The organism is Lactobacillus sp. W8172 (genome assembly GCF_016102055.1).
GTDB classification, from domain to species: domain Bacteria; phylum Bacillota; class Bacilli; order Lactobacillales; family Lactobacillaceae; genus Lactobacillus; species Lactobacillus apis_A.
Genome location: NZ_JACFPG010000001.1, coordinates 551,885 through 571,079, shown reverse-complemented (window position 1 = coordinate 571,079; position 19,195 = coordinate 551,885). Strand labels below are relative to the sequence as shown.

General features: G+C 36.8%; 19 protein-coding genes. 15 read left to right on the top strand and 4 right to left on the bottom strand.

The window, feature by feature from the left end; translation table 11 throughout:
* Positions 1-35 precede the first annotated feature (35 nt).
* The 4 genes from H3R21_RS02620 (at position 36) to whiA (ending at position 3,525) form a co-directional block, all read left to right on the top strand.
* Positions 36-578 carry an HdeD family acid-resistance protein gene (locus H3R21_RS02620; protein WP_046306494.1) on the top strand — a complete coding sequence of 181 codons (543 nt, stop codon included), beginning with the start codon at positions 36-38 and terminating at the stop codon, positions 576-578.
* A gap of 90 nt (positions 579-668) precedes the next feature.
* On the top strand, positions 669-1,547 hold the full coding sequence (rapZ, locus tag H3R21_RS02615; protein WP_198182786.1) for an RNase adapter RapZ: 879 nt from the start codon (positions 669-671) through the stop codon (positions 1,545-1,547).
* Between the two features lie 4 nt (positions 1,548-1,551).
* Positions 1,552-2,586, top strand: coding sequence for a gluconeogenesis factor YvcK family protein (gene yvcK / locus H3R21_RS02610; protein WP_198182784.1), 1,035 nt, complete (start codon positions 1,552-1,554; stop codon positions 2,584-2,586).
* A gap of 3 nt (positions 2,587-2,589) precedes the next feature.
* Positions 2,590-3,525 (top strand): DNA-binding protein WhiA, encoded by a 936-nt coding sequence (gene whiA, locus H3R21_RS02605; protein WP_198182782.1) that lies wholly within the window; start codon positions 2,590-2,592, stop codon positions 3,523-3,525.
* A 54-nt stretch (positions 3,526-3,579) separates the two neighbouring features.
* Here the strand turns inward: whiA and clpP are convergent, their stop codons facing one another.
* Positions 3,580-4,164, bottom strand: a complete 585-nt coding sequence (clpP, locus tag H3R21_RS02600) for an ATP-dependent Clp endopeptidase proteolytic subunit ClpP (RefSeq protein WP_046306499.1) — start codon at positions 4,162-4,164, stop codon at positions 3,580-3,582.
* 172 nt (positions 4,165-4,336) lie between these two features.
* Between clpP and H3R21_RS02595 the strand changes: the two genes are divergently transcribed.
* On the top strand, positions 4,337-6,076 hold the full coding sequence (locus H3R21_RS02595; protein ID WP_232352287.1) for an SH3-like domain-containing protein: 1,740 nt from the start codon (positions 4,337-4,339) through the stop codon (positions 6,074-6,076).
* Positions 6,077-6,113: 37 nt separating this feature from the next.
* Here H3R21_RS02595 and H3R21_RS02590 read toward each other — a convergent pair whose 3' ends face one another.
* Together H3R21_RS02590 and H3R21_RS02585 are read right to left on the bottom strand one after the other, a co-directional pair.
* A complete protein-coding gene (locus H3R21_RS02590) occupies positions 6,114-6,554 on the bottom strand; it encodes a Fur family transcriptional regulator (RefSeq protein ID WP_257011560.1) in 441 nt (146 codons plus the stop codon).
* 97 nt (positions 6,555-6,651) lie between these two features.
* Positions 6,652-8,091 carry an APC family permease gene (locus H3R21_RS02585; protein WP_046306502.1) on the bottom strand — a complete coding sequence of 480 codons (1,440 nt, stop codon included), beginning with the start codon at positions 8,089-8,091 and terminating at the stop codon, positions 6,652-6,654.
* A 161-nt stretch (positions 8,092-8,252) separates the two neighbouring features.
* Here H3R21_RS02585 and H3R21_RS02580 point away from each other — a divergent pair, with 161 nt between their 5' ends.
* The 10 genes from H3R21_RS02580 to H3R21_RS02535 all read left to right on the top strand — a co-directional run bounded on the left by H3R21_RS02580 (position 8,253) and on the right by H3R21_RS02535 (position 18,627).
* Positions 8,253-9,779, top strand: a complete 1,527-nt coding sequence (locus tag H3R21_RS02580) for an SH3-like domain-containing protein (protein ID WP_198182780.1) — start codon at positions 8,253-8,255, stop codon at positions 9,777-9,779.
* A 410-nt stretch (positions 9,780-10,189) separates the two neighbouring features.
* Positions 10,190-11,218 (top strand): ornithine carbamoyltransferase, encoded by a 1,029-nt coding sequence (gene argF / locus H3R21_RS02575; RefSeq protein ID WP_198182777.1) that lies wholly within the window; start codon positions 10,190-10,192, stop codon positions 11,216-11,218.
* 427 nt (positions 11,219-11,645) lie between these two features.
* Complete coding sequence (locus tag H3R21_RS02570) at positions 11,646-12,677, top strand: sugar-binding transcriptional regulator (RefSeq protein ID WP_198182775.1); 1,032 nt, start codon at positions 11,646-11,648, stop codon at positions 12,675-12,677.
* A gap of 52 nt (positions 12,678-12,729) precedes the next feature.
* A complete protein-coding gene (gap, locus tag H3R21_RS02565) occupies positions 12,730-13,746 on the top strand; it encodes a type I glyceraldehyde-3-phosphate dehydrogenase (RefSeq protein WP_046306516.1) in 1,017 nt (338 codons plus the stop codon).
* A gap of 103 nt (positions 13,747-13,849) precedes the next feature.
* Positions 13,850-15,061 carry a phosphoglycerate kinase gene (gene pgk, locus H3R21_RS02560; RefSeq protein WP_046306517.1) on the top strand — a complete coding sequence of 404 codons (1,212 nt, stop codon included), beginning with the start codon at positions 13,850-13,852 and terminating at the stop codon, positions 15,059-15,061.
* A 24-nt stretch (positions 15,062-15,085) separates the two neighbouring features.
* Positions 15,086-15,841 carry a triose-phosphate isomerase gene (gene tpiA / locus H3R21_RS02555; protein ID WP_074425556.1) on the top strand — a complete coding sequence of 252 codons (756 nt, stop codon included), beginning with the start codon at positions 15,086-15,088 and terminating at the stop codon, positions 15,839-15,841.
* Between the two features lie 176 nt (positions 15,842-16,017).
* A complete protein-coding gene (locus H3R21_RS02550; protein WP_198182773.1) occupies positions 16,018-16,629 on the top strand; it encodes a hypothetical protein in 612 nt (203 codons plus the stop codon).
* A gap of 67 nt (positions 16,630-16,696) precedes the next feature.
* Entirely contained in the window at positions 16,697-17,272 is a 576-nt protein-coding gene (locus H3R21_RS02545; protein WP_198182771.1) for a GDSL-type esterase/lipase family protein, read from the top strand.
* A 92-nt stretch (positions 17,273-17,364) separates the two neighbouring features.
* Entirely contained in the window at positions 17,365-18,219 is an 855-nt protein-coding gene (locus tag H3R21_RS02540) for an aldo/keto reductase (RefSeq protein ID WP_198182769.1), read from the top strand.
* A gap of 12 nt (positions 18,220-18,231) precedes the next feature.
* On the top strand, positions 18,232-18,627 hold the full coding sequence (locus tag H3R21_RS02535; protein ID WP_198182767.1) for a MerR family transcriptional regulator: 396 nt from the start codon (positions 18,232-18,234) through the stop codon (positions 18,625-18,627).
* Positions 18,628-18,663: 36 nt separating this feature from the next.
* Here H3R21_RS02535 and H3R21_RS02530 read toward each other — a convergent pair whose 3' ends face one another.
* On the bottom strand, positions 18,664-19,185 hold the full coding sequence (locus H3R21_RS02530) for a hypothetical protein (RefSeq protein ID WP_046306534.1): 522 nt from the start codon (positions 19,183-19,185) through the stop codon (positions 18,664-18,666).
* Positions 19,186-19,195 lie beyond the last annotated feature (10 nt).

The window sequence follows — 19,195 nt, the reverse complement described above, 5'->3', positions numbered from 1 at the left end:
AAAAAGTGTAAAATATCGGACAGGGAGGAATAGAAATGGATAATTTTTCAAATTACAGAGAAAGACGCGGCTTTAATTGGGCCGCACTTATCTCTGGCATATTAATGATTATTGCAGGCGTATTTTTAATTAGTCATCCTAATAAGGCTTTACACGCATTTGTCTTGCTGTTTGCGATTATTTCAATAGTCCAGGGTTTTGTCTGGCTTGCATTTTATAGTCGCTTTCGTTATTTTGTTTCCTTTAGTTGGATATCAATCGTCACCGGGGTTTTGGATATCATTATTGGTATTTTATTCCTATATTCATACGACGCAGCAGGTTTAACCATTGCATACTTATTTGCCTTATGGTTCCTGTTTGATTCAATTTCTGGAATTATTTTTACGTGGCATTTACGCAGTTTATCTGGTTTTTATTTCTGGATAAACATGATACTGAGTATTTTTGGGCTCTTGATTGCAGTAGGATTAATGTTCAACCCAATGCTTTCGGCATTGACATTAATTTGGCTTGTTGCCTTCTGGTTATTTATTTTTGGAATAAGCGAAGTAATTGCAGCGTTTGCTCATAGATAAAAGATTAAAAAAGTTCGTAATGAACTTTTTTTTTGCCCTAAAATATGAAACACCCGGTATGCTATAATTTGAGTAGAGGAGGTAAGCAACATGACTGATAATAAAAAACAATTGTTGATTGTTACTGGAATGAGTGGCGCTGGAAAGACTGTCGTTTCGCATTCCTTAGAAGATATGGGATATTTTGTTGTTGATAATTTGCCTCCAACCTTACTTTCAAGTTTTTGGGATTTAATTGTCAACTCGGATGATTATTCTAAAGTAGCAGTGGTAATCGATTTAAGAGTGCGCAGTTTCTATAAAGACTTAATAAATGAAATAAGTTCACTTGAAGATAATAGCTGTGTTCAAACACGGATTATCTTTTTGGATGCTTCCGATGATGTATTGGTTGCTCGCTATAAAGAAACAAGGCGTGTTCCTCCACTAGTTCATGGTGGGCGGTTACTTGATGGCATCATCGAAGAGCGACACGTTCTTGCGGGAATAAAAAATCGTGCTAATGACATTATTGACACGTCAAATCTTACTCCTCAAGAATTAAAAGAAAAAATGTTTGAAGAATTTAGTGATCAAGAAAAGCAGCCATTTTCAATTGAAGTTCTTTCTTTTGGCTTTAAATATGGTCTGCCGATTGATGCTGATCTTGTGATAGATGTACGCTTTTTACCAAATCCATTTTATATTTCTGAATTACGACCTTTCACGGGACTTGATCAACGAGTTTTCGATTATGTGATGGATAAAGATATTACACAAGTATTTTATGAAAAACTGTTAGATTTATTGAGAACGGCCATGCCTGGGTATATTAAAGAGGGAAAGAGTAAGTTAACTATTGCGATTGGCTGTACAGGTGGTCAACACCGTAGTGTAGCAATTGCTAGGCAGCTTGCACATGATTTGTCACAAGACTATCCAGTTGATATAACTCATCGCGAAATTAGCAGGTATACCAGAAAAAGGTGAAAATATGACATATAGCGATTCAAAAGTGATTAGGGTAACGAGAAGTAGAAGACCCAAAATTGTTGTAATTGGTGGCGGAACGGGTCTACCAGTTGTTTTGAGTGCGTTAAAAGAGCAAGATGCGCAAATCACAGCAATTGTAACAGTTTCAGATGATGGCGGCTCTTCTGGAACAATTCGTAACTTCATTAATGTTGTTCCACCTGGTGATATTCGTAACGTATTAGTTTCTCTAAGCGACATACCACAAGAACAAAAAGATGTTTTTCAATACCGTTTCGATTCATCAGACTCATTTTTCTCGGGACATGCGATAGGTAATTTGATTATTGCTGCTTTAAATGAAATGCATGGTAATATTTTTGACGCCGTTCAATCATTATCAAAAATGATGCGTGTTGATGGACATGTTTTCCCAGCTTCCAACGAGCCGTTAACATTGAATGCGGAATTTATTGACGGGACAATCCAAGCGGGAGAAAAGGAAATAACTAACAAGGACAAGCGAATCAAGCGTGTTTGGGTAACAGATACGAATTCTAATAAAGAACCGGAGGCTGTTTCACCTGTTCTGGACGCAATCATGCAAGCTGATGCAGTTGTTTTGGGTCCAGGAAGCTTATTCACTTCAATTCTTCCTAATTTGATGATACCTAACCTCGGTGAAGCTGTTAGAAAAACAAAAGCCGAAGTTATTTATATTTGTAATATCATGACCCAACTTGGCGAGACCGATCACTTTTCCGACTGTGATCATGTTGATGTTATCAATAAGCATCTTGGTGGTCATTATGTGAACACAACTTTGGTTAATGGTGCCAAAATTGACATGTCAAAATTTAATCCTAAGGATTATGATGCCTACATTGAGCCCGTTAAAAATGACTATGTTGGCTTGCGAAAGCAAGGGTGCCGGGTAATCACAGATGACTTTATTGACCAGCGAAGCGGTCTTGTTTTCCATGATGGTGAAAAAGTGGCAAACGAGATTATTAATCGTGCGTTTACGGCAATGTCGACCAGAAAGACTACGGAGTAACTAATGGCAAGTTATGCAAGTGAGGTAAAGAAGGAACTAACCTCCTTATCAATTCATCCTGAGCACGCAAAGGCTGAATTAGCTGCTTTTTTGCGGATGAACGGTGTTTTAAACTATCATGATCGTATGTTTAGTCTTGATATCACAACTGAAAACCCAGCAATTGCACGACGAATTTTTTCTTTAATAAAAACTGCGTATCGTGTAGAACCGTTACTAATCGTTTCGCGTAAAATGAAGCTGAAGAAGAATAACCAGTATCTGGTACGCCTGCAAAATCATGTTAAAGAAATTTTGACCAATTTGGAGATTTTAGCGCCTGATTCAGGTTTAATCACGCGTATACCAAAAAGAATAATTGATTCGCGCGAAGGTGCAATGTCGTATCTGCGTGGTGCTTTTTTAGCAAGTGGGAGTGTCAATAATCCGGAAACGAGCAGATATCATTTGGAAATATATTCTGCTTATGAAGATCACAACAATGATTTATTGGAACTAATGAATCATTATTTTAACCTTAACGCCAAAACAATCAGTAGAAGGAGAGGTTACATAGTCTATCTCAAAGAAGCAGAAAAAATTGGTGATTTTCTTCATGTTGTTGGTGCGGTCAACGCAATGTTATCCTTTGAAGACTTAAGGATTATGCGTGATATGCGCAATTCGGTTAATCGTTTAGTTAATTGTGATACGGCAAATTTGAAAAAGACTGCCAATGCAGCTGCTAAACAAGTTGAGGATATTGAACTAATAGAACGTAAAATCGGGCTTGAAAATATTCCAGAAAAGCTGCAGGGAATCGCAAGATTACGGCTGGCCAATCCAGAGCTGTCATTAAAAGAAATTGCTCTGCAAGTTCCAGATGGACCTATTTCAAAGTCAGGTGCAAATCATCGTTTTGCTAAACTCCATGAAATGGCACAGAAATTAGAAGACTAAAAAATCTCCGAGCTATTTTAGCTTGGAGATTTTTTTAGTCTAATTATTATTTAACTACTTCTTTTGGTTGACCATAATTTCATCAATTAAGCCATAATCCTTTGCTTCTTCAGCAGTTAAGTAGTTATCACGTTCAGTATCTTTTTGAATCTTTTCAAGTGGTTGACCAGTAGTTTCGTGAAGAATCTTGTTGATCTTTTCACGACTCTTTAAAATTTCATTAGCCGCAATTTGAATATCAGTTTGTTGACCTTGAGCACCACCTAAAGGTTGGTGAATCAAAACAGTAGAGTTAGGTAAAGCAAAGCGTTTACCCTTTGCACCACTGGTTAATAGAATGGAAGCCATTGAAGCAGCCATTCCGATTGCAATAGTTGATACATCTGACTTAATGAAGTTCATTGTATCCATAATTGCTAAGCCAGAAGTAATTACACCACCGGGTGAGTTGATATAAAGGGAGATGTCCTTAGTGTTGTCTTGAGCATCAAGGAATAATAATTGGGCAATAATTGTATTTGCCATGTCATCATTAATTTCTCCACTGAGCATGATAATTCGATCTTTTAGCAAACGAGAATATATGTCATAAGCGCGTTCGCCACGAGCAGTTTGTTCAATAACTGTAGGTACAAGCATCTTTTTACCTCCTAAAATTAAAGTCATTTTTGTTAGCACTCTAATAAGTACAGTGCTAATTAAATCACTTACATTAAAAGCTGTCAATGAAAGTGTATTAATTTTGTATTCTAAGTTACAACATTCTTATTATATAATACGAAGAGTAAACTAAAATATTGGAGGAATAATTTTGAAGCTTTTTAAGAAAATTGCAATTCTTGCGACGACAATGCTTGCTGGACTGGCATTGTCGACTGGCTTTGCAATTACACCGGTTGTAGCTGACTCTAATCAAGCGCAACAACCAGCGCAAGGAGAAACTCAAACCGCTCCTAGCAAGAATGGTAATCAGAGTGAAAATACCAATGAGGAAAATGACAGTGGTGACCCCAATAGTCAACCTGATTCTAGTAGTACCAACTCTGGCACTCAGAATAATAAGCAGCCGCTAGTAAAAAAGAAAACACCTAAACAAGTAATAACAGGCTATGCAATGATGACTAAAGTTGCTGGTAACAAAAACTATAAGGTTTGGGCAAATGTAACAGACGGTAAAGTTAGCAAAAAAGTCGCTGACGGGATTAATTTTCAATATAGCCATATTCAATCAGACCAACTAATTGAAACTAAAAGTGCGCGCTATTGGCGAATTTATGTTAATGGTCGAAAAGTTGGTTATGTAAATGAAAAATTCTTTGCTAGAAACCAAATTGCTGTTCCTAAGACTATTAGCTTAGTTAATAACGAGTTTTATGAATTTTTTACCCGGGATGCAATTTCGTATGCAACTAATTACATGGGTACTGTTATTAGTAATAACAAAGTGAAAGTTTCTCGTGAGACTATCTTTTGTGCAACTCCAAAAACCTATACGGTTAAATATACATATGGCGATGCGACAGCAAGCGTCAAAATAACTGTTAGAAAAAGTACTACTGAAGGAATCGCTGATCCTGATGTAACTAATTCATTCCCTGCTCAGCCTGGTACAAATGAGCACCAAGCATGGAAGACACATTATGGTTCTTCAGTTAATTACATTAGTCCTACAGAATACACACCTGAAACAGAATCACATACTCTAACAAGTGGTAATCTGACTCTGAAGACAAGATTTTATCAACCGGTTCTTCTTAGCGTAAAGGATCCAACCGATGACAATATTAATCGTGTTGGCCATATTCCAGAAGGTGTAACTGTTTCAAACGGCTGGGCTTACACTAGTTTATTGAGCCACACTTATTTAAGTTCTGGACATGTTGTTGGTTATAACTTGAATAAGTTAACTAATCCATATAATGCTCAACATCTTTTAGACATGTCACAAAAAGACTTTAACCATTACGTTAAGCATATTAAAGTTAGTCCATATATCCCAATTGGTCACGGTCAAGCAATGGGTGCAAGTGACAAGTATATCTACGTAATTAATAATAATAATAAATTAAACGAAACAACCGATTCAGAAGAAATTGTTCAAATCCGTAAGAGTGATTTACAAATTAACAAAATTTGGACAATGAAAACTTGGGTAGGTGACCAAAATAGTCCGCGTTACTTCCACAACGGAGTAATCATGAACGATTATGAAATGTACACCGTATATCATGATACGAAGAATAACTGCTATGAGTACTGGCAATTAACTCGTACCGGTGACAACTGGTATCCAAAACTAGTTGGTAAAACAGATGGCAATTTTGTTAATAACAACTCACCTGTTCAAGGTTTTGCTTATGATCCGGATCATAAGAACTTTTACTTAGCATTTAATGATTTAATCTTCAAAATTGGTCGCAACGGAACTTTAAAGGATCACTATTCATTTGATACTGGTCGCGAAATTGAAGGTATTTCAGTTAGCGATGGTAAACTATACGTTAACTTAGCGCAGCGCGCAGAGCTGTTAGTAAGCATGGACATCAATTAAATAAGCAACGTTTAAAGTAAATAAAAAGAAGAGCTATCTAGCTCTTCTTTTTTTGACATTCAGGACAAATACCAAAAATTTCTAGGTGACTTGCCGAAGTAACATAGCCCGTTTGTTTTTCTGCTTCTGCACGCATACGATTTTCAACTGCTTCAAAGTCAGGATAATAGACGTCAGCTATGTTATCGCATTGTTTACAAATAATGTGGAAATGAGGCTCTACAAAGTAGTCATAGTGAATGGAATCATCACTATTTTTAATTTCGATAACAATGCCTGCGTCAACTAATTTGTTTAGTGTGTTGTAGACTGTTGCTCGATAGGCTGGCTCGTCGCCGCTAATTGCTTTAAAAATAGTAGCTGCAGTAGGATGATTATGATGTGTCCGCAGATATTTCAAGATTTTAAGCCGTGGCTTGGTGACTTTCAAATTATGCTCACGTAGTAAATCTTCTGTTTCTTTTAAGTAGTTTGGCACAGGTTTCATCTCCTTAGTTTATTAAGTATAGTTTAGCATTAAATGCACAAAAAAAGTCGCCTTTTATTAGGCGACTTAATTAATCTTTAATTAGTATTTACTGTTCTTTAGCATCTTGATGGTGCTTAATCGTTGGTAAAATCATACCAAGTAAGAATAAAACAATTGGGGTAGCAATGTTCAAGCATAATGTAAATGGATCATCAGAGTACATTCCCATTAAGCAACATGCAACTGTAACAATTAATCCCCAAACACCAAGCGTATATGCAAGCCATTGATGCTTAGTCATTTCGTAGTTTTGGCCATTGTGGAACTTAGCGGCTTGCTTACGTAATGCAATGTAAGCAATGAATACCCATAGGTAACGCATTGGCATCACGATGGAGTTTAACTTAACTAATTGAGCCATGACTGCTTGAGCATTTGGCATGATAGCTTGTAAAACAATTAGACCACCGGATAAGCAAACAATCATCCAAATACCGTTGATGTAGGCACCGTGTTTGTTAACTTTCAATAGCTTTTTAGGGATGTAATCTTTAGCTTCCTTACTACCTAATAGAATACGTAATGGAGCATCGATACTAATTACTAAAGCTGAGAATTGTCCAATAACGTTGCACCAAGCATAAATGTACATGAACAATCCACCAACACCGTAGTATTGGCCCAACTTGTCAAAGGCCATGTAAGGTCCGTTAGAGATATATTCGTTTAAATTAGCGTTAACAACCTTAGGATCAAACATCATTGCCAAAGCAATTGTTCCTAAAATTGCGGAAATCATAACCATTGCGGCTAAACCTAGCATTGATTTAGGGAAGTTACGAGAGGGATCTTTCAACTTATTTACATATGGTGAAATCTTTTCAGCACCACCAACAGCGAATACTAAAATTGATAGTGAAGTAAAGTACTTGAGGTTAAAGTCAGGTACAAAATTCTTCCAGTTCCAGCTAATACTATTAAAACCTGCGTGAGGATTAATCATTGGTGCTGCATACATCATGATAATGAATAAAATTGACATGATGAACATTGAGGAACCAGCAATCGTTGACAAAGTTTTAATAACTGGCACACCACGACTAGCAACCCAGCAGAAGAATAAAAAGACAGCAAGCGTTGCTAATTGAGTACAAGTAGTAGGTAAACTGTCATACCAAGTGGTATTGCCAAAAATACCCCATGACATACCTCTTAAGCCACCAGTACCTTTACTAGAAATATAAACGACATGAACAGCCCAGAAAGTCCAGCCAGCGTAGTATGCCCATTTTGGACCGATTGTAGCATTAATCCATGATGAGACTCCACCTTCGGAATTTTGAAAGACAGAGCCGAGCTCACCAACCATTAATGCATAAGGGATGAAAAACAGAAGGAAAATAATAATCCAACTGAGAATAACTTTTGTTCCATCAAAATAAATGAACCCATTAACAACATTACCAAAGCCCCAAACAATTGAGAAGGCCATAGTTGCTAGGGTAGGCCACATCATTTTTTTGGAATTTTCTTGCGATGTTTTCATAACCTAGTTCTCCTTACAGAAAAAGTAATAACTTTGATATTGTAACGCAGAGGATTATAAAAATCTAATTTTTGTTAGAATCCTAAAAATACTCTATTGATTTAACTTTTTAAAAGTGTGAAACTATCTATATATGTTTTATTAGAAGGGTAAAGAATTTAATGAAGAAAAAGTTTATAAGTAAGTTGCTAGTTGCCTGCTCAATTATGGTAACTGGCTTATTTGTCGGGAGTAACACAACTGAAGTAAATGCCAAGAGCTACCACAAAGCTGTGACTAAAATTGCTGGCAATGGTAACTATGCTATTTACCATAAGGCAAGCAAAAAAGGTCCATCAGGTAAATTTACTTCAACTAAGTATTTTAAGCATGCTCAAATTCAATCAAAGCAATCACTTGATACTAAAAAGGGTAAGTTTTGGAAAATTATTGTTGATGGACGTACAGTTGGCTGGGTCAGCCAAGACTTTTTTGCAAGAAACAAAATTGCAGTTGTTTCTAAAGTAAGCCTAGTACAAAATCCTAGTTTTTCATTTGATACAAGAGATGCAATTAACTATGCTACAAACAGTGAGGGAACAGCTGTTAACGCAAATAAAGTTAAAGTTTCAACGTCTAGTGTTAGTTCTGCTACCCCTGGCACGACAACAGTTAGTTACAGTTACGGCAATGCAAAGGCAAGTACAGTAGTAACTGTTCGTGCTGACAAAAATGAAGGTATAACTAAAGCTTCTATTACGCCTAAAAATGGTCCTAAAGAGGTTTCTACTTGGAAGGGTAGTTCAAAATCTAGTTCAAGAAATTGGAACGCAGCGCACAATTATACTTTTGAAACCAGACCAAATACTTTTAAATCAAATGGCTTAACTCTTAAAACTAAGTTTTTCCAACCTCGTTTTGTCAGTTTAGATTACAACAAGGCAGCTGATAAAATGGGGCAAGTTGGGGTGATACCTCAAGGAATAACGGTACGCGGCTCCAACTTTACAGTCGCTGTTTTCAATTCAAGTAGTGATCAGTACGGCCACTTGGTTTCATATGATTTAAACCATGTTAGCAAGTATGGTGCGCAGAATTTACCAGGTCTAAAATGGTCAACTTTCAAAAAATATGCCTCTCATATTAAAGTCAGCCCATACATTAAGCTTGGACACGGACAAGCAATCGGCTCATCAGCAAATTATATTTATGTAATTGCTAATGATAACAAGATGAAGAATTCCACTGCTTCTGAAGAGATTTATCAAATTCGTAAGTCAGACATGATGGTTAAACAAATTTGGAGCTTCAGAATTTGGAGTGGTTCATCACCAAGATACATTCACAATGCAACATTCCCTGACGATAACACGATGTATTGCTTATTCCATAATGGTGGCAACAACCGTTATGAATACTGGAAAGTAACGCGGACCGGTGATTCTTGGACACCAGAAGAAGTCGGTGCGACAAAGGGTAACTTCGTAAGCAATCACTCACCTGTTCAAGGATTTACTTATGATCCATCGCATGACCAATTCTACGTCGGCTTTAACGATTACATTTTCAAAGTGGCCAAAGACGGAACTTATAAGAAGACACATCGTTTCCGCGTAAAACGTGAGCTTGAGGGTCTATCAATTTCCGGCGATAAGATTTACGCTGAATTTGCTCAACGTGGAGAATTAACGGTTGGTAAGACAAAATAAAATGAATAAAACAGTTTTCCGAAAGGAAGACTGTTTTTGTTTTACTGATAAAAGTGGGTTATCTTAGATGACATGTACCTTAAGCGTTTAGTGACACTGTTCGCTAAGATTTGAGTTTTGGTCTTTTCAGATCAAGTTTTAGAGTCTGCTCTAAAAGAAGGTGGGCATAGATCCGATGAACTATTTTTTTAAAATTGGATAAGGAAATTTACCTTGCGGTCAATAAACATGATTAGAAATTGTTGCAAGTTTAAATTCCAAAAAACTTTTCAGATAGTGAAAAAATAATATTGCTATGTATGGCAATGTTTAAGACTTTTTATAATTTCAATAAAATCATTTTTCAAAGGAAAGATATCAGTTATCATCTTAATTTGATAAAACCAAGTATTTTGATTAAGGAGAACCTTTTGACTAAAAGAGATTTTATTGATAGCTGTAATTTTTCACAAGTTGAAATGCAATATATGGCCGAACTGGGCTTGAAGCTAAAAGCGGCAATTGAACATGGATATTATCCACCATTACTAAAGGGCAAGAGTTTGGGGATGATTTTCGATCAATCCTCAACAAGAACGCGCTGCTCTGCTGAAGCTGCAATGACTGAATTAGGTGGCCATGCATTATATTTAGCACCTGGTCAAATTCAATTAGGCGAGGGTGGTCATGAAGGATTAGCGGATACCAGTCGTGCTCTAGGAGACTTGCTCGATATTATTGGAGTTAGAACGGCTAGCCAAGAAGATGTTGAAGAGATAGCTCAAAATTCTCGGGTACCTGTTGTTAACTTTATGACCGATGATGATCATCCTACTCAAGCATTAGGTGATTTGATTACCATTAAGGAGTATTTGCCTGAAGGTAAGAAACTATCTGAAGTAAAGCTTGTTTTTGTCGGGGATGCTACGCAAATAGCTGTTTCAGCAATTTATCTGTGTGCGCAAATGGGTATGCAATTTGTGCAATATGGCCCTAAAGCTAAGCAAATGCCAAAGAAAATAGTAGAAAAAGCACAAAAAATTGCTGACAAAACAGGTGGTACAATCACTTTATCTGAAGATGAAGCAGTTTTAAAAAACGCAGACTTCATTTATACGGATGTTTGGTACGGCTTATATGACCAAGAACTGAATAAAGATGAATACATGAAGATCTTTTACCCTAAATATCAAGTTAATGACGAGTTAATTGCAAAAACCGAAAATCCTAATGTTAAATTTATGCACTGCTTGCCTGCTAATAGGGGCGAAGAGGTCAGTGCTTCTGTTCTTGAAGGTGAAAAATCAATTGCGTGGGAGCAAGCAGCCAATAAAAAAGCTGCTATGCGCGCAGTGTTTGTTTATTTACTTAATGCCAATTTTGCTACAGACGCTGATTCAATCAAGATTGCTAGTCAGTATCAAAGTGAATTGCAAGAAATACTAGAACAAAGACCGTAAAAGCAAAAAGAGCTAAATGACAACAAATCATTTAGCTCTTTTATTGTTTAATTATGGGTCCCCTGAGAGTCGAACTCAGATTTTAAGAACCGGAATCTTACGTGCGATCCATTACACTAAGGACCCAATTAACACTTGAACAAGTATAGCAGAAAAAAGCAAAAAATTGAATTCTTTTTGTTCTAAAAGCTAAGCAAGACTTAGTTATTACTTAAAACTAAGGAAAAAGCAGTTAAATTATTAAGACTTTCTAATCGGTTCATTTTTGCTTGAATTATTTTTGGGTGGTTGATATACTATAGATGTCGATTGAGGAATGAAGAATTTAATTGATATAAGTTCACGTTTCTCTTATATTTTTAGACAATCTGGGACAAAAAATGACAATAGCTAGGTCAAAAACGTCCCAGGAGAAGGAGAGAAGTCGATGTACTCGGAAATTCCTGTGCTAGAAGCTCTCGTTCCTGACATTTTAAAAGTTTTTCGACAAAGATATCTTGTTCTAGAGCAGATATCACTTAAAGCCCCAATTGGGCGTAGAAGTGTTGCTCAGTCTTTAGGACTTTCTGAAAGGAACGTTCGAACTGAAACGGAGTATCTTCGTGATCTCGGCTTAATCGAGATTAAAAGCTTTGGAATGTTTATGACAGAAAAAGGTCAGAAGATGTTGCAGGATGCAGCGCCGGTGATTGATCGACTATTCAATGCACGTGAGACTGAGGTTGATTTAGCTCGTAAGCTTGGAATTGAACGGACGATTATTGTTCCTGGTGATAGTGACTTGCAAGAACTTGTTTATGAGCGAATGGGTGAAGAACTCAATTCAGCTCTTGACTTGCTTTTGCCTCTAGGACACGCAATTATCACTGTTTTAGGTGGAGCTGCACTTGCGAAGTCAGCAAAAAATTTGTCTAGAAATTTAGGTAAGAATCGGCAATTAGAGTTTGTACCTGGTAGAGGTGCCCTGGGTGAAAATGTTGCGATTCAAAGCAATACAATTGTTCAGGAGATGGCACTGAAAACAGGTGGTAAATATAGAACTTTATATTTACCTGAGCAGGTTTCTACAGAAGCCTATAAGTCACTGATTCGTGAATCAACTGTTGCTGATGTGCTTGAAGATATTTCAAAAACTGATGTTGTCATTCATGGAATAGGGCTAGCTCAAGATATGGCGCGGCGCAGAGGATACGATTCGGTTCGTTTGTCTGAGTTGCGTGAAAAAAAGGTCGTTACCGAATGTTTTGGGTGTTTTTTCGATAGCGATGGTAAGATTGTCGACCGCGTGCATCAGGTTGGCTTGCAGTTCGAAAATCTGAACAAAATACCTCACATATTTGCCTTTGCTTGTGGTGGCAGAAAAGCCAAAGCAATCAAAGCTTATATGCCCAATGCTCCTCATCAAACCTGGTTAATTACTGATGAGGGAGCCTCAAAGAAGATTTTAAAGGAGAAATAATTCTCATTTAAAATAAAAAGATGTTTATAGTTCTTAAGGAGGACTTTAGAATATGACAGTTAAAATTGGTATTAACGGCTTTGGCCGTATTGGTCGTTTAGCATTCCGTCGAATCATGGATTTGGGCGAAAAGTCAAAGGATATCGAAGTTGTTGCTATTAACGACTTGACTACTCCAGCACTTTTAGCACACTTATTGAAGTATGACTCAACTCATGGTACTTTCAACCATGAAGTTTCAGCTACTGATGATTCAATCGTTGTAGATGGTAAGAAATACCGTGTATACGCAGAACCACAAGCTCAAAACATTCCATGGGTTAAGAACGATGGTGTTGACTTTGTTCTTGAATGTACTGGTTTCTACACTAGCAAGGCTAAGTCACAAGCTCACCTTGACGCCGGTGCAAAGAGAGTCTTAATTTCAGCTCCTGCTGGTAACGACTTGAAGACTATTGTTTACTCAGTAAACGATGATACCTTAGATGCAAGCGACACAATCGTATCTGCTGGTTCATGTACTACTAACTCATTGGCACCAATGGTTGACGCTTTGCAAAAAGAATTTGGTGTTAAGGTAGCTACTATGACTACTATTCACGCTTACACTTCAACTCAAATGCTTTTGGATGGACCTGTTCGTGGTGGTAACAAGCGTGCTGCTCGTGCTGCTGCAGTTAACATTATTCCTCACTCAACTGGTGCTGCTAAGGCTATTGGTCTTGTTGTTCCAGAATTGAACGGTAAAGTTAACGGTCACGCACAACGTGTACCAGTTACTGATGGTTCATTGACTGAATTAGTTTCAATCCTTGACAAGAAGGTAACTGCTGACGAAGTTAACTCAGCATTGAAGAAATACGAAAGCCCATCATTTGCATACAACGATGATGAAATCGTTTCAAGTGATGTTGTAGGTATGACTGCTGGTTCAATCTTTGACCCAACTCAAACTATGGTAACCACTGCCGGTGACAACCAATTAGTTAAGACTGTTGCTTGGTACGACAATGAATACTCATTCACTTGCCAAATGGTTCGTACTTTGTTGAAATTTGCTACTCTTTAATCTGTAAATTAGATTACTGAATAAGTAGTAAAGAGAAGGCGGAGGGAAATTCTTCCTTCCGCCTTTTTTTCAAGAAAAATAATTAAGTTATCGGAGGATATAGATGGCTAAATTAATCGTTTCAGACGTTGATGTTAAAGATAAAAAGGTATTAGTTCGTGTTGACTTTAATGTTCCTATTAAAGATGGTGTGATTGGTGACGACAACAGAATCGTTGCTGCACTTCCAACTATTAACTACATTATTGACAATGGTGGTAAGGCAATCTTACTAAGTCACTTAGGTCGTATTAAGTCAGATGCAGACAAGAAGGACTTATCACTTAAACCAATCGCTGATCGTTTGAGTGAATTATTGAAGAAACCTGTTACCTTTGTTCCTGAAAACGAAGGTAAAGAAGTTGAAGATGCTATTAACAACATGCAAGATGGCGATGTTGTTGTTCTTGAAAACACTCGTTTCCAAGATATCGACAACGACTTTGGCAAGCGTGAAAGCAAAAACGATCCTAAGCTTGGTGAATACTGGGCATCATTAGGTGACGTTTACGTTAACGATGCCTTTGGTACTGCACATAGAAGCCATGCTTCAAATGTTGGAATTGCCGAAGCAATGAAGAAGGCTGGTAAGCCTGCTGCAGCTGGTTTCCTAATGGAAAAGGAAATCAAGTTCTTAGGTGATGCTGTTGCAAATCCAGTTCACCCATTTGTTACTATCTTAGGTGGTGCAAAGGTTTCTGATAAGATTGACGTTATCACTAACTTGATTCCTAAGTCTGACCACATCTTGATCGGTGGTGGTATGGCTTATACTTTCTTAGCAGCACAAGGTCATGAAATTGGTAAGTCATTATTTGAACCAGATAAGGTTGACTTGGCTAAAGAATTGCTTGAAAAAGCAGATGGTAAGATTGTTTTACCAGTAGATAACTTGGCTGCAACTGAATTCTCAAATGATGCTGCTCGTAAAGTTGTTGGTGACGACATTCCTGAAAACATGATGGGTCTTGATATTGGTCCTAAGACTGTTGAAAAGTTCAAGGACATCTTGAAAGATGCTAAGACTGTTGTTTGGAATGGACCAATGGGTGCATTTGAAATGCCTAACTTCGCTGAAGGTACTCTAGAAGTTGGTAAAGCATTAGCTGATTTGACTGACGCTACTACTATTATCGGTGGTGGTGACTCAACAGCAGCTGCTAAGCAATTAGGTATTGCTCCTAAGATTACTCACATCTCAACTGGTGGTGGAGCTTCATTGGAATACCTTGAAGGTAAAGAATTGCCAGGAATTGCCTGCATTTCAGACAAATAAGCTATCAGAAAGGACAATAATTAAATGCGTACACCAATTATTGCTGGTAACTGGAAACTAAACATGAACCCAGAACAAACTGCTGAGTTCGTAGCTTCTATTAAAAATGAGTTACCAGAATCAAGTAAAGTAGAATCAGTAATTTGTGCTCCAGCCGTTGACCTTGATGCATTGAAAAAGGCTGCTGAAGGTTCAGAATTACATGTAGGTGCAGAAAATGCCTACTTCGAAACTGAAGGTGCTTTTACTGGTGAAACTTCTCCTAAAGTTCTTAACGAAATGGGAATCGATTACTGCATTATTGGTCACTCAGAGCGTCGTGAATACTTCCACGAAACTGATGAAGATATTAACAAGAAAGCTAAAGTTTTATTTGCTAATAACGTAACTCCAATCGTTTGCTGTGGTGAATCACTTGAAACTCGTGAAGCTAACAAGCAAGAAGAATGGGTAGTTGGCCAAATTAAAGCTGATTTGGATGGTTTAACTGCTGAACAAGTTTCAAACCTTGTTATTGCTTATGAACCAATTTGGGCAATCGGAACTGGTAAGACTGCTAGTTCAGAACAAGCAGAAGAAATGTGCAAGACAATCCGTGAGACTGTCAAGGACTTGTACGATGATGAAACTGCTGAAAATGTTCGTATCCAATATGGTGGTTCAGTTAACCCAGCTAATGTTAAAGAATTGATGGGTAAGCCAAATATTGATGGAGGTTTAGTTGGTGGTGCATCACTTAAACCTGATTCATATTTAGCTTTGGTAAATTACCAAGACTAATTTTAACTGTATAAATGAAAAAGCCTCTGCTATTTGCAGAGGCTTTTTACTTGGAATTGTTTTAGTTAACAGGAATAATATATATAATTATATATTTAAATCACAAAAGACACTTTTATTGTTGAAAATAACTGATATAATATTAAATTATCTCAGGTTCTCAGGAGGCCGAAAAAATGAAAAGTAAGAAGATTTTAACAATGCTTGCAGCCGCAACAGTTGCTTTAACTACTGCTACACCAGCACTGGTAAATCAACCAGCTCAAGTTCAAGCTGCCACAGTTAAGAAAAATAAATATGGTTTTAACAAACTATATACTTTCCCCAAAACTTGGCGTGGTAAGTGGTACAGCACCAACAATTTGACACCTAATCCAATGAATATTCAAAAGAATTCATTCGATACGCCATGGGCAAATGACCATGTTAAGGCTGTTGAAGTTGGAACAGTTAAGGGAACGAAAAAGTACCCTTGGCAAATGTCCAGAGCTTGGAAGTCAAAGAACGCTGATTTATTTGCTAAGTATGCAAGAGTAACAACTAAGACAATGAACGGCGACAAGTGGACAATTGTGAGTCCAGTCGATGAGAAGTCAACTAAGATGGGTTATGCTTTTACTGTAAAAACCGAAGTGATTGATGGAAAGAAAGAATCTGTTTTATTCCAATCACATCCTCAAGTGGGTGAAGTTACTAACCAATACTTCAGAACTGAAGGATTAGCTAAAAAATATGCTGCTCATGAATTCAAGAACATGAAGTATAGTAAAGTAAATCCTAGAAATTAAAATAGACTGTAGTTACAATTTAACTGTAACTACAGTTTTTTATTGGTTTTAATTGGAGAAGCTTCAAATGAAATTGCTTTTAACAGGTGATAGCATCATTGCTAGAAAAGAAGGTTTGAAAGGGCCACGACTTGACTACACTCTAAAGAAGAAAAATTCTAATATAGAGACGATTAATACCACAGTACCAAGAATTAACTCAGGTGCATTTTTTGCTTCGATTTCTGACCTTGTCCTTAAGATAGACCACTGTGATAAGTTGATTCTATTACTTGGAACAAACGATTTGGCGCTGCATAAAAAGGTTCCATTGGAGCAGTTTAAGCAAAACATGGCATTAATTATTTCAAGCATCGTTTGTTTATATTATCCAAATAATTTTATAATGATTTCTCCGCCTGCAGTTGATGAGCATAAACAGGAAAAGCGAACTAATGATGAAGTTGCTGCTTATACAGCAGAATTGGAACAAGTAGCAAATAATTATAAAATACATTTTATTAACCTTTTTGAAAAAATGGCTAAGCAAGGAAGCTTAACAACTCTTTGTCAAGGCCAATTAGATGATGGTTTACATTTTGGTGCTATAGGGTATGAGTTATTGGCTGACTTAATTATTAAAGAACTTAATAATAATAGCTAAAATTGGCAATAAATAGTAGATTTAACCTTGCTATGGAGTTAACTCTAACGTTTATACTAACTCTAACAAAAGAATTTTTGGGAGAGTTAAAAATGGAGAAAATAACATTAAATAATGGGGTAGAGATGCCCCTTTTAGGGTTCGGTGCTTTTCAAATTACTGATTTAACCTTAGCTGAACAGGTAGTAGAAGATGCAATTAGATCAGGGTATCGCTTAATTGATACAGCCTCTTCATATGGCAACGAAGAGGCGATAGGACAAGCAATAAAAAATAGTGAAGTTGGTCGTGCTGATATATTTGTTACAACAAAACTATGGTTATCGGACACCGGTTATGAAGCAACAAAGAGAGCAATTTTAACTTCTTTAAAGAAACTTCAGTTAGACTATTTAGATTTATATTTAATTCATCAACCGTATGGTGATGTTTACGGCTCTTGGCGAGCAATGGAAGAAGCATATCAAGCAGGTACAATTAGAGCAATTGGTGTTTCAAATTTTACAGCAGACCGTGTTTTGGATCTAGAGCTATACAATAAGATTTGTCCCGCTGTTGATCAAATTGAAGTTAATCCATGGATGCAACAAAAAGATGATGTTCCTTTTTTGCAGGAGCGCAATATTCAACCGGAAGCATGGGCTCCATTTGCTGAAGGAAAGCAGCAAATATTTACTAATCAACTGATTGCTGAAATTGGACAGAAGTATCATAAGACCGTAGGGCAAGTTATTCTACGTTGGCTACTTCAAAGAAAAATTGTTGTGATTCCAAAATCAGTTCATCATGATAGAATAGTTGAAAACAGCCAAATCTTTGATTTTGAATTGACTCAAGAAGAAATGACGCAAATTAAAACACTAGATGAAAATAAAAGTCAGTTTTTTGATCATCGTGATCCAGCAGCTGTTCAAAATATCCATGATTTAGTACGAAATGTTGATTAAGGAAATAAAAGTTTGAATATCAATGAAGTGAGCAAAAAGTTTAGTTTACCAAAAGATACATTAAGGTATTGGGAAAAAGAAGGATTAATCCCTGCGATAAAGCGTGATCAAAATGGTTATCGCGTTTATAGTGAATACGATCAAAACTGGATTTTTTATATTTTAGTTTTGCGTAAAGCTGGGATGCCGGTTAAAAAGCTGAAGCAATTTGTCGCATTGTATTTGCATGAACCACAAACCAGAAAAAAGCGTCGCGAATTATTAGAAATGCAACGTGACGAACTAATAAAGCAAACACATGATATTCAAAAGACAATTAACTATTTAACTTATAAAATTGATCATTTTGCCGACCAACTTCTGACATTTGAAAATGAAAAGTTGGCTTATGAGAAAAAGGTAGATTAACAAAAGGAGTACTACAATTAGTAGTGCTCCTTTTGCTTAGTTGAATTTAACATTATATTTACGTCCAATAGGTGGGAATGTTGGTAATCGCAGAGGCGTTGTATGCCATTGTGTAAAGAGGGTGGCACACAGTAAAATAAACGGTACATCTTCTGGGCGAGCAATATTACAAGTTAAAACGACTCCATTTTTCTTGATATCCGTTTCAACCGTAGCCACTGTTTTAACCCCAGATAAAAAGCGATATTTTCCGTTTTTGATACTACCTGTAACTAAGTAATTAAGTCTAGTAATATAAAAAAGATTCGACACAGAGTTGTTAAAGCGTTTAACTTTAACTAAAGAATGATTGACAACGTCAATAGTATAGGATGAAATTATGCCATTACCATCAGTATAAAGCCGACCAATTTCAGTTTGCTTATACGTCTTCAAATAAAGTGTATGGTTAGGATTATCAAGATTACCTTGAATTAAGTATTTGATTTTGCCTTTTTCATTTGCAACGGGAATCTGACCGTATTCTTGCTTTTGAGTTAGTTCTAGTAAATAGCGCATTTAAGCACCT